We start from the raw sequence: 10,997 nt of genomic DNA, 5'->3' as shown, positions 1-10,997 counted from the left end.
CCGGTGGTCGTGTCCACCGGCGGGTGGGAGTGTCGGTCGGCTCGTCAGCGACCGGATGACGGCGTGAGCACCAGGCCCGCGGTCGCGTCACGCTCGTCGTCGCCCGCGGTCGCGTAGACCGCACCGGTCGCACCGGTGGCGAAGGCGCCGACGGCGGCGACACACTGCAGCACGCCCAGCGCGCCGGAGCACGGTCCCCAGGCCGTGGTGAGGTCGTGGCGCGGCACTCCGGGCAACACCCCTTCGGGCACCGTGCCGCGCGGCACGTGCCAGGCCACCGGGTCCGCGGCGGCCATGGCGGAGAGTTCGGCGACGCAGGCCGCCAGGCCCGCGCCGCGCGCGTGCCCACCGACGCGGGCGCGCACCCGGGCGCCCCGCGCGGTCGCCGCGGCCTCGTTCTCCACGACGAGCGCGACGGCGCCGTCCAGCGGCGCGGCTCCGTCCAGCAGGGTGCGGGCCGGCTCGGTGTCCGGTTCGACGCCGAGTACCAACGCCCTTGTCAGACGGCCGGTTTCGAGCATCGTGGCGGCCCAGCGCACGGCGTCGAGGCCGGAGGTGGAGCCATTGCAGATCATGAGGTTCGGGCCGCGCAGGCCGTGCTTGATCGCGACCGACGACGCGACGACGTTGCAGGACACCTTCGGCAGGTCCATGGGGCTCAGCGCGTCGGTGGTCCCGGTGCGCAGCGTGTCGACCACGCGCACCACGGTGTCCAGGTTGCCGGTGTTGGAACTGACCACCACTCCCACGGTGTCCGCCGGCACGGTGAGCCCGGCGTCCGAGAGCAGGCCGGCGTCCCTCAGCGCGGCGTCCGCGGCGCAGTAGGCGAGCTGGGTCGCCCGGTCCTTGTAGCGCAGTCCCCGGTACCGGCCCCCGCGGCCGAGGAGCCGGGCGGTGTCGACCGGCTCCGCATGGTCCTGCCGGCCGGCGAGCACCGCCTCGGGGCGGTCCGCGCCCGGCAGGGTCACCCCGGTTCCGGTGACGACGACTCCGGGGTAGGCATGGCTTCTCATCGGGTCGATGCCTCCAGTACGGCCACGGTGTTCATGCCGCCGAAGCCCAGCGCGTTGACCTGTGCGACGGCGACCGGTCCGCGGGCGGCGGCGCCGGTGACGATGCGGAACCCGGCTGCCTCGGCCACGGGTTCGGTCAGGCCGACGACGGGCGGGACCATGCCGTGCGTCATCGACTGCACGGCGCTGACCAGGCTCATCACTCCGGAGGCACCGCCCGTGTGACCCGTCATCGACTTGATCGCGGTCATCAGCGGCGCGCCGGCGTCGGCGCCGAACACCGCCTGCGTCGCGGTGGCCTCCACCTCGTCGTTGAGCAGCGTGCCGGTGCCGTGCAGCATGACCAGGTCGACGTCCGCGGGCGTGACACCGGCCGAGCGGTGCGCGGCGCGCATGGCCTCGGCGAAGCCGTCCGGGTGGGGTGCGGTGTCGTGGTGGGCGTCGCAGCCCACCTCGACGGCGCGTACCCGGCACAGCGGTTCGGCAGCGTCCCGGCTGAGCACGACGGCCGCGGCGCCCTCGCCCATCATCACGCCGGCCCGGTTGCGGTCGAAGGGCTGCAGCCGGTCGGGGGCGACGGGGTGCACCCGCTCCATGACACCGGACATGCTCTCGTTGAGAACGTCCACGCCGGCGACGATCACGGAGTCCGCCTGGTCGGTGGCCAGCATGTCGGCGGCCAGCGCGAGGGCGTAGACGGAGGCAGCGCAGGCGTTGGCGACGGTGTGGGTGTCGGTGGCTCCGAAACGGTCGCGCAGCGCGGTGCCGAAGTGCAGGTCGTCGGCGGACAGGGCGCCGAGGCTGCCCTTGTCGCGCCAGTGCAGTTCGGCCGAGCGCAACTCGCGCAGTCCGCTGCCGACGAGGACCGGCACGTCGCGCAGGTCCGTGCCGAGCCCGGCCCGGGTCGCGGCCTGCTCGATCACGTCGGCGACGAAAGCGGTCGCCCGCCCTGGCACGTCACGCCCGTCGGGGTGGTCGTGGATCTGGTAGGCGTACCGTCCCCGGTAGGGCGTCCGGTCGATCCCGTGCAGCTCACGCAGCCCGCTGCGGCCGGCGCACAGGCCGGCGAACATCTCGTCCGGATCCCCGCCGACCGCCGAGACCGCGCCCAGTCCGGATACCACCCAGTTCATGCCACCCCTTGCCCGGTCCCGTCGAGTGCCGACGCCAGCCATCCTCGAACGCCCCCGCGGCGGGAACAACGCACCTGCACCAAGTTGCACGCGCTGCGGCCCGCGCCCGAAAGCCTCGCGGCCGTGCGACCGGAACACGCCGCCCGCCTGCCCGCATGCCTGCCGAAGGGCTCCGCGCCTCCGCCGCGCGGCGGAGAAGGCCGGGCCGGCAGGATGAGGCGACGGTGACGCCGCCGGTGTCAGCATGGCCACATGTTCCCGATGAAGGCCCTGCCGGGCGTGCCGCGCCGGACCGTCCTCGCGGCCCATGCCGTGCCTCTGGTCACGCTGCCGTCGGCACTGTGGCGACTCGCGCTGGCGGCCGGTCTCCCGGTGTCCGAGATCTCCCTGCGCCACACCTGGGAGGTGCTGTACGTGGTCTGCCTCGCCGTGGTCTCGGAGGCGCTCGCGCTGCTGACACTGGGCCTGGTGAGGCCGTGGGGCGAGATCGTGCCGCGCTGGATGCCGCTGCTTGGAGGGCGCCGGGTCGCTCCGCTCGCGGCGACCGTCCCGGCCGTGCTGGGCGGGGTCGTGCTGTCCGTCCTGCTCTCCTGGGCGTTCTACTCCCACTCCGCGAACGTCGGGCCGGAAGGCACCGGCACACCGGCCCAGTACGCGCTCCTGCTGGTCTGCTACGTACCGCTGCTGGCCTGGCCGCCCCTGCTGATCGCGGTGGCCGTCGCGTACTACCGGCGCCGGACGGCCGTCCCGTCCCCCACCGGCGATGCCCGCGGCAACGGGACGGCGGCCTCCCGGGCGATCCGGGCATAGTCGGAAGTCCCCGGCGCGGCCGTGGCGTTGCCCGGTGGCTGGGGGAGGGTCCGCACCGCGGGGCCGGCGCGGGGCAGGCGGCCACGGAGGAACGCGACGGTCTCCCGCACGGCGGCCTCCCCTTCCGCGCTCATGTGCCGGACACCCCCAGCCGGCCCGCGCGGCCTTCCGACGGCACGACGCGCGAGGGGCCCCGGGCAACACCCGGGGCCCCTCGCCAGGAGGTTCAGCACGTCGCGCGCCCTCCCCGTCCCGCAGCCGAGCCCACCGGCAGCGGAACAGCCGATGTCGCACGGTGAACGGTCGGCGAAAACCCGTGGTACGGGGTTTTGTCACACGGTGGCCGCCCCTTAGCGTCCCCGGCATGTCTGACGTTTCCCGCCGTAAGGTTCTCGGCACTCTCGCCGGTGGGGCCGCGCTCTCCTTCCTGCCTCCGTCGCTGCACGAGGCGATGGCCGCGCCGATGCCGCGCGGCGGCCTGCGCGCCATCGAGCACGTGATCGTCCTGATGCAGGAGAACCGCTCCTTCGACCACTACTTCGGCACCCTGAGGGGTGTGCGCGGCTTCGGCGACCGTACGCCGCTGCGTCTGCCCTCGGGGGCCGGCGTCTTCGCGCAGCCGCGGTCCGGAGGCGGCGCGGTCCTGCCGTTCTCCGCCCGCCGGGCGGCGGTCGACGCGGGCCGCCCGGAGAGCGACATCCAGTACCTGGGCGCGCTCGCGCACGGCTTCTCCGACGCCAACCAGGCCCGGGCGAACGGCTGGTGGAACGACTGGGTGGCCGCCAAGACCCAGAGCACCATGGCCTTCTACGACCGGCGCGACATCCCGCTCCAGTACGAACTGGCCGACCGTTTCACGATCTGCGACTCCTACTTCTGCTCGGTCTACGGCTCGACCAACCCCAACCGCAACTACCTGTGGACCGGCACCACCGGCCACGAACCGGACGGTGGCGGGCGGGCCGTCACCAACGCCGCGTACGACCACGACCACGCCGGCTACACCTGGACGACGTACCCGGAACGACTGGAGGCCGCCGGGATCTCCTGGCAGATCTACCAGGAGTGGGACAACTTCACCGACAACGCGGTGGAGTACTTCAGGCCCTGGAAGGAGATCGGCCGGAAGATCCTCTCCAAGCTCGGCGGCCGGTACTCGACCACCGAGCAGTTCTACGACAGCCTGCTGCGCAAGGACCCGGAGCAGCGCAAGGCGGAGCTGGCCGAGTTCCAGAAGGGCGTCGACGCGCTGACGGAGGCCGAACGCCGGCTGTTCCTGCGCGGCGCCCACCGCTCCGAGCCGGACACGCTCGTGAGGCGGATCCGGTCCGACATCGCCCGGGGAACCCTGCCGAGGGTCAGCTGGGTCGTCCCGACGGCGGCGCTGTCCGAGCACCCCAGCACCTCCACTCCCGTCGGCAGCGCCCACCTGGTCTACGACCTCCTCGACGCCATCGCGAGCGACCCGGAGACCTGGTCGAAAACGGTGCTGTTCATCAACTTCGACGAGAACGACGGCTACTTCGACCACGTCCCGGCCCCCGTCGCGCCACGGCCGGCCTCCGGCAACGACGACGACTGGTTCGACGGCCGCCCGGTCGGCCCCGGCCCGCGCGTACCGATGACGATCGTGTCGCCCTGGACGGTGGGCGGCTTCGTCAGCTCCCAGGCGTTCGACCACACCTCGGTCATCCGGTTCCTGGAGAGGTGGACCGGCGTCCGCGAGCCCAACATCAGCGCCTGGCGCCGCAGCGTGTTCGGGGACCTCACCTCCGCCTTCGACTTCCACCGCGCCCACCGGCAGCCCGAGATCGAGCAGCCCGGCCCGGTCCCGGCCCCGGTCGGCCGCTGGAACCCCGTACCGCCGAAGGACCAGTCGCTCCCCGGGCAGGAGCCCGGCACCCGGCGCACCCGGCCCTCCCCCTACCGGCTGTCCCTGCGCCCCGACGTCACCCGCGCCGGCGTCCGCCTCCGGCTCGGCAACGACGGACCCACCGGCGCCTGGTTCACCGCATACCCCGGCGACGGCACCGCCCCGCACACCTGGACGGTCCCCGCCCGCGGAAGGGCCGACCACACCGTCGCTCACGGCGACGACGGCTACGACCTCCAGGTGCACGGACCCGGCTGGTCCGTGTGGGAGCTGCGCGGCACCGGCGTGGGCGCCGAGGCGTACCTCGCCGGGCACCCGGCCACCGGCCAGGTGCGGATCGTGTGCTCCAATCCGTCCTCCGGCACCCGCAGGCTCCTCGTCGGCGAGTCGGTCCACTCCCGCGGGCGCGGCGACCGCGTGCACACCGTCACCCTCAGGCCCGGGGCGTCCCACACGGTGCGGCTGCGCCCCGCGGACCACGGCTGGTACGACATCGTGGTCGTCGACCGCGACGACCCGGCCTTCCTGCGCCGCATGACCGGCCGCCTGTCCCACGAGGGACCCGGCGTCACCGACCCGGCGACCGCCACACCCCCCGCGCTGTCCGCCGCCATCGGCCTGCCCGAGCCCCTGCCCTCCCGGAACACTCCGTTCACCCGGGGCAACCCGACCGATGTCGTCGTCACCCTGCGCAACCACAGCCGCGACCGGCTCGACGGCCTCGCCGCCGCCCTGATCGCCCCGTCCGGCTGGACGGTCCGACAGACCGGCACGCCCCCCAGGACCCTCGCGGCCGGGGCCTCGGCCGACGTGCGCTTCACCGTCACCCCCTCACGCGACGCCACCGCCGGCCGGCTGGCCGTCTCCGCGCACGCCCAGGGGAACGGACTGCTCCGGCTCGCCGACGCGCGCCTGTACACCGAGGTCGCCCACGCCGTGACCGTCACGCTCACCGGCCCGGCGAGCTCACCCGGCACCGACGGCACCGTGCTCTCCCCGGGCAGACCCGCCACCGTCGAAGCCACCGTCACCAACGCGGGCGGCACGCCCCTCACCGGCCTGACCGCCACGCCGGTCCTCCCCGACGGCTGGCGGGCCACGGTCCGCGGCACCGCGCCGACGTCGGTCCCGGCACGCTCCCACGCGACCCTGGCATGGGACGTCGTCGCGCCCGTCACCGCGGCGCGCGTCTCCGCCGCCCTCGAGGTGACCGTCACGGCGAAGCAGGGCGGCGACGGCACGGAGGTGTCCGCGTCCCTTCCCGTGCGGACCGGCCCCGTCATGACCGGCCACCTCCTCGCGGAGGACTTCGAGTCCGCCGCCCCCGCGCTCGCTCCGGCCGCCGACCTCAACCGTCCCGGCCTGCTCGGCTGGAGCGGAACCGCCCCCGAGGGCTGGACGGTGACCAACGCGCCCGGCATGCCCGCGGGCACGCGGGAACTGCAGGGCTGGACGTTCATGTCCAAACAGTTCTGGTTCCCCGCCGGGCAGAACCGCCCCCACTTCACCCGGGCCCTCGGCGTCGTCGCCGTCGCCGACCCCGACGACTGGGACGACACGGGCGGCCCGTCGGCCCGCGGCCGGTTCGACTCGACACTGACCAGCCCGGCGGTGGACATCCCGCCCGGCACCTCCACCCTGCACCTGGGCTTCGACTCCCACTACCGGCAGGAGAGCCCCCAGGAGGCCGAGGTCACCGTCGCGTTCGACTCCGGCGACACGGTGCGGCTGCTCCACTACAGCGGCGCGGGCTCCGGCAACACCAACGAGGGACGGGACCAGGAGAACCGCCTCGTCCGGCTCTCCTGCCCCGTCCCGGCCGGAGCCGGCTCGGCGAAGGTGGCCTTCCGGCTCTTCAACGCGGGCAACAACTGGTACTGGGCGATCGACAACGTCCGTCTGGGCACCGCCCCGATCACGGACGCCTGACCCCGCCCCGCCGGGAACGCGCGCCGGGCCGCGAAGGGCGGCCCGGCGCGCACCGCCGTCCGGCGGCGTCTCAGCCGGTGCGCCGGCTCACGCCACGGCCGTCCCCTCGAGCTCGATCATCTGGCCGGGGACCGCCAGCCGCGTCACCCCGAGCATCGTGGTGGCCGGCGCCACCCCGGCGGCGCCCAACCGCGACGCCAGCACGCCGTAGTGCGGGAACAGCAGATCGACGTCGGTGGTGTAGACGTTGAGCCGGACGAGATGCGCGAGGGACATGCCGGCCTCCCCGAGCACGGCCTCCAGGTTGTCGAGGCTCAGCGCCAGCTGGGCGGCCATGTCCCCCTCGTGCAGCGGCTCTCCGTCACCGCTCATCGCGGTCTGCCCTGAGCAGTACAGGGTCCGGGTGTGCCCGGAGACCACCTCACCCTGGTTGAACCCCATCCCCACCGACCAGGTCACCGGGTTCACTGCCGTTCGTTCCACTGCCACATCAGCTCCATCGGATTCATCGGGAGTAGAAAACGTCCCCGTCGGCGCGGTAGCCGCCCCCGCGGACGTCGGTGCTCATGAGCCTGCCGACAAAGCACGACACCCTCGGTCATGTATTCGCTAGGGTTCCTCGTATGCGCGCCGATCGGCTGGTCTCGCTGGTGCTGCTGCTGCGTCAGCGCGGTCGGACGACCGCGAGCACGCTGGCCCGTGAGCTGGAGGTGTCCACCCGTACCGTGCTGCGCGACATCGAGGCGCTGTCCGCGGCCGGCGTCCCGGTCTATGCCGAACGCGGGCGGCACGGCGGGTTCGCGCTGTTGCCCGGTTTCCGGACCGAGCTCACCGGACTGAACCACGACGAGGCCCTCGCCCTGCTGACCGCCGGATCGGGCCGCGGGGAGCGGGTGTTCGGCCTGGGCCCGGCGCTCGCCTCGGCCATGCGCAAGGTGGTGGACGCCCTGCCGGAGAACCACCGGGCCACCGCGAGCGACGCGGCCCGGCGTTTCCTCGTCGAGCCGGAGACCGACCTGCTCCCACGCCGGCCGGCCACTGAGGAGGTGCCCGGCACGACCATGACCGTGATCCGGCGCGCGGTGCTCGCCGGCCACCGGCTGCGCATCCACTACGCGGCCACGGACCAGGCACCCCAGTGGCGCACGGTGGACCCGATCGGCCTGGTCACCGTGCGCGACCGGGGCTACCTGCTGGCCACGCGATCCGGCGCGGACCGCACCTACCGGCTGTCGAGGGTGCTGGCCGCCGAGGAACTCCCCGAACCGGCCCGGCGACCCCACCGGGTGGATCTGGACCGGGCCTGGCGGGAGCGCTGCGCGCGTTTCCTGTCCGGCGGCCACATCGCCGTGCTGGTCCGGGTGAACCCGCAGCGGCGGGAGGACCTGCTGAGCACCGCGGTAGCCGTCCGCGCCGCGGAACCCGGCACGGACGGCTGGCTGCGGCTGGAAGCGACGTACCAGGATGTACGACATGCCGAGTGGGCGCTGTGGCAGCTCGGCACGGACGCCGAGGCCCTGGCCCCGGAGCCGTTGCGCGTCTCCCTGCGCGACCGAGCCGCCGCGATGGCCGCCCAGTACGGCCGCGCGCCCTGTTCCGACGGGCCGGCCGAGCCGCGCTGACCGGCTCGGGACGTATCCGGACCCGGCGCGCTTCGTCCGCAACTACCCCATGAGGCAGGGTGTTTCCCCGCTTGCCCGGGGTATCCGGTCGCCGGATCGCTCTTGCGTGGATGAGCGAGCGGACTCGTAGAGGAGATGGGGTTTCATATGCGTCGCAGGGGGACGAAGGCCGGCACGATCACGATCGCCGCGGTCATGGGGAGCCTGGTCCTGACCGGATGCGGTGGCGACGGTGAGCCGAAGGGCAAGGGCGACGCGTCGCCGGCCGCGAGCACCGGTGAGGGGAGCGGCCAGGAACAGGGCACGACGGCGGTACGAGCCGCCTACGACAAGACGGCCGAAGCGGAGTCGGCACGCATGACGGTCAGCATGAAGATGGCCGCGGAGGGAAAATCCGTCACCTCCGACGGTGAGGGCGTCCTCGATCTGGCCGAGGGCGACAGCGTCATGACCATCGAAGCGGAGGGCGAGCGCCTGGAGCAGCGGGTGGTCGACGAGATCCTGTACCAGAAGGCTCCGGGCCAGAAGGCTCCCGGTGGCAAGCCCTGGATCAAGATCGACCTGCGGAAGGTCGCCGAGCAGCAGGGTGTGAACAACCAGCAGATCGGTGACCCGGCCCGGACCGCGGCCTATGCCAAGGCGATCACCGACAAGGACGTCACCGAGGTCGGCACCGAGAAGATCGACGGGGTGAACACCACCCACTACCGGGTCTCGGTGGATGTCGCCCGGCTGCCGGGCGGCGATCAGATGCGCGAACAGCTCGGTCCGACGCTGCCGATGCAGGTCTGGCTCGACGACGAGGGCCGGCTCCGCCGCCAGCAGATCGACATGACCGTCAAGGCCCCGGCATCCGCCTCCGCGAAGCCCGACAGCGGCGCGGCCCCCCAGCAGCTCGAGATGACCACGGTCATGCAGTTCTCGGACTTCGGTACCGAGGTCGACGCCGAGGCCCCGCGGGCCGAGCAGGTGGCCGACATGACCGACAAGGTCCTCCGGAGCGGTCGCCGGCAGAGCTGACCAGGAGGGACGGGCAGGCCGAGGCCGACTGCCCCGTGCGGTCGGTCGCTGTCCGTTCTCCCGCGCCGGTGAGGATCCGGGCGCGGCCACCTCCGGCCGCCTCGCGGGCGGACGCCGTGGTGCACGCCGCGGATCCGGGCAGCCGCAGCGCGCGGGCGATGCCCTGAAGCACTCGGCGCGAGGGGTGCGGTCCGCGCCCCTGCTCCAGGCGGCTGAAGGGGCCGGTGGAGATGGGGGCGCGCTGAGAGCACCCCCCTCCCGCCCCAGGCCGTCACACGGCGCACCGCGCGGCGTCGCGACCTGCCCGCCGAGCCCGGGCGCTACTTCGGATGAGCCACCGCGGCCTTCTGCAGTTCCACGGCTGCCACCAGGCTCAGCTGGGGTTCCGCCTGACGGAGCGCCTTCACCGCCGCGACCGAGGCGACATCTCCGGTGAAACCGACCGCGGCCAGCCGGGCGCGGGCCCAGCGGGCGCGCAGCTCGGCGTCGGTCGCCGCCGCAGCCGACTCGACGAGCGCGACGGCGCGCTCCAGACCCGGCCGCTCCTCGGGCGCGGCCTCGGCCAGGGCCTTACGCAGAGCCCCACCGATCACGTCCGCATCCCGGACGAGCAGCACGAAGTTGTTGTCAGCACTCAGCTTCCCGAAGCCTTTCATGGAGATCACCCTGTCCGTCGAGGAACGGACAGCACAAGGAAATTGAGAACAACTTGAGCCTCGGCGCACCGACGGGGGGGGGAGCGCCACCGGCCGACGTGCCGGCGGGCGCGGCCGGCTCCGCAGGACCGGTGTCGCGCATGATGCGGTCGACGGTCTCGGTCAGGGTGCTGTCGGCTCCGATGACGGTCTCCACACCCCCGGGAAGGAGGTCCCGTTCGCGGTACCCGTCGCGCAGGTGCCGCTCGGTCACGTGGGCCAGGTACTCCGCGTCGGCCTTCGAGGCACGTCGTCGTGCTCGGACGCCGGTCCCGGTGTGCGCGGTCGGGGAGTCTGCGCCATAGTGGTCGCGAAGGCGCCGGCCGCTTCGGCGGTTCCGCGCCGACGCGTTGGTCGTCTAAGGCAAGACGTCCCGCTTCCCGCGGGGAAATGCAGGTGCAAGGCCTGCCCGACGCTCCACTTCAGGGCGACGAGGCGGAGGGCGCGGTCTCCCCGTCACTCAGGGTGTGACGTTGCCCGACGCGCGCGACGACACGCTGACGAGCCGGTCTCCTGACGGAACGCGGTTTCCCCTCGCCGGCGCGCAACGGGAGCCACAGCAGCCGCCCTCACGGGCCGGACGTGACCAGTTCCGCCTGCCACGTCCTGCCCGTGCCGCCCGTCGTACGGCGGCGGAGCCAGCGACCGCGTGCGACTCCGAGCACCGCTGCGCATACGGACGCGCGACGTCCAGGTCCCACCCCGGCTGTCCCGGCCTGTAATTCCAGCCCTGCGAGATCCAGGTCAAGGACGGCACCGATCGGCCGCGGCGCGACCGGCCTCGTCCGAGGCCGCACTGCCGGGGGTGGCACCGCGGCGCGAGCGGCCGACGGGTGCAGTTCGACCCCATCCGGCGTAAGCAGACGGCCTCCCGCGTGCCGTCACCCCGGCCCGTGAAGTAA

8 protein-coding genes are annotated in these 10,997 nt (G+C 73.5%); 4 read left to right on the top strand and 4 right to left on the bottom strand.

Annotation, left to right across the window (positions count from 1 at the left end; all coding sequences use genetic code 11):
* Window positions 1–44: 44 nt before the first annotated feature.
* Window positions 45–1,013: a beta-ketoacyl synthase N-terminal-like domain-containing protein gene (locus tag F1615_RS24615; protein ID WP_149551251.1), complete on the bottom strand. Its 969-nt coding sequence runs from the start codon at window positions 1,011–1,013 to the stop codon at window positions 45–47.
* Window positions 1,010–2,146 (bottom strand): beta-ketoacyl-[acyl-carrier-protein] synthase family protein, encoded by a 1,137-nt coding sequence (locus tag F1615_RS24610; RefSeq protein ID WP_149551250.1) that lies wholly within the window; start codon window positions 2,144–2,146, stop codon window positions 1,010–1,012. Before F1615_RS24610 ends, F1615_RS24615 begins: the two co-directional genes overlap by 4 nt.
* A 252-nt stretch (window positions 2,147–2,398) precedes the next feature.
* On the opposite strand from F1615_RS24610, the gene F1615_RS24605 reads away from it, so the two are divergent.
* Window positions 2,399–2,956, top strand: a complete 558-nt coding sequence (locus F1615_RS24605; protein WP_208818396.1) for a hypothetical protein — start codon at window positions 2,399–2,401, stop codon at window positions 2,954–2,956.
* Window positions 2,957–3,320: 364 nt separating this feature from the next.
* Window positions 3,321–6,758, top strand: coding sequence for a phosphocholine-specific phospholipase C (locus tag F1615_RS24600; RefSeq protein WP_149551249.1), 3,438 nt, complete (start codon window positions 3,321–3,323; stop codon window positions 6,756–6,758).
* An 87-nt stretch (window positions 6,759–6,845) separates the two neighbouring features.
* On the opposite strand, the gene F1615_RS24595 is transcribed toward F1615_RS24600, so the two are convergent.
* Window positions 6,846–7,241 (bottom strand): RidA family protein, encoded by a 396-nt coding sequence (locus F1615_RS24595; RefSeq protein WP_149551260.1) that lies wholly within the window; start codon window positions 7,239–7,241, stop codon window positions 6,846–6,848.
* Between the two features lie 140 nt (window positions 7,242–7,381).
* Here F1615_RS24595 and F1615_RS24590 point away from each other — a divergent pair, with 140 nt between their 5' ends.
* The gene (locus tag F1615_RS24590; RefSeq protein WP_149551248.1) at window positions 7,382–8,380 is read left to right on the top strand and encodes a helix-turn-helix transcriptional regulator; all 999 of its coding nucleotides are present in this window, start codon (window positions 7,382–7,384) and stop codon (window positions 8,378–8,380) included.
* Between the two features lie 147 nt (window positions 8,381–8,527).
* Window positions 8,528–9,400, top strand: a complete 873-nt coding sequence (locus F1615_RS24585; RefSeq protein ID WP_244328829.1) for a hypothetical protein — start codon at window positions 8,528–8,530, stop codon at window positions 9,398–9,400.
* A gap of 320 nt (window positions 9,401–9,720) precedes the next feature.
* Here F1615_RS24585 and F1615_RS24575 read toward each other — a convergent pair whose 3' ends face one another.
* Window positions 9,721–10,056 (bottom strand): hypothetical protein, encoded by a 336-nt coding sequence (locus F1615_RS24575; RefSeq protein WP_149551246.1) that lies wholly within the window; start codon window positions 10,054–10,056, stop codon window positions 9,721–9,723.
* Window positions 10,057–10,997: the final 941 nt, after the last annotated feature.

Origin of the sequence: Streptomyces marokkonensis (assembly GCF_008312835.1) — a bacterium.
GTDB classification, from domain to species: domain Bacteria; phylum Actinomycetota; class Actinomycetes; order Streptomycetales; family Streptomycetaceae; genus Streptomyces; species Streptomyces marokkonensis_A.
The sequence above is the reverse complement of the archived record's forward strand: the minus strand, read 5'-3'. Positions and strand labels throughout refer to the sequence as shown.

Excerpts from the sequence above, each read along its gene's own strand:
- F1615_RS24615 (WP_149551251.1), bottom strand. The coding sequence starts at position 1,013 with ATGAGAAGCCATGCCTACCCCGGAGTCGTCGTCACCGGAACCGGGGTG.
- F1615_RS24610 (WP_149551250.1), bottom strand. The coding sequence starts at position 2,146 with ATGAACTGGGTGGTATCCGGACTGGGCGCGGTCTCGGCGGTCGGCGGG.
- F1615_RS24605 (WP_208818396.1), top strand. The coding sequence starts at position 2,399 with ATGTTCCCGATGAAGGCCCTGCCGGGCGTGCCGCGCCGGACCGTCCTC.
- F1615_RS24600 (WP_149551249.1), top strand. The coding sequence starts at position 3,321 with ATGTCTGACGTTTCCCGCCGTAAGGTTCTCGGCACTCTCGCCGGTGGG.
- F1615_RS24590 (WP_149551248.1), top strand. The coding sequence starts at position 7,382 with ATGCGCGCCGATCGGCTGGTCTCGCTGGTGCTGCTGCTGCGTCAGCGC.
- F1615_RS24585 (WP_244328829.1), top strand. The coding sequence starts at position 8,528 with ATGCGTCGCAGGGGGACGAAGGCCGGCACGATCACGATCGCCGCGGTC.
- F1615_RS24575 (WP_149551246.1), bottom strand. The coding sequence starts at position 10,056 with ATGAAAGGCTTCGGGAAGCTGAGTGCTGACAACAACTTCGTGCTGCTC.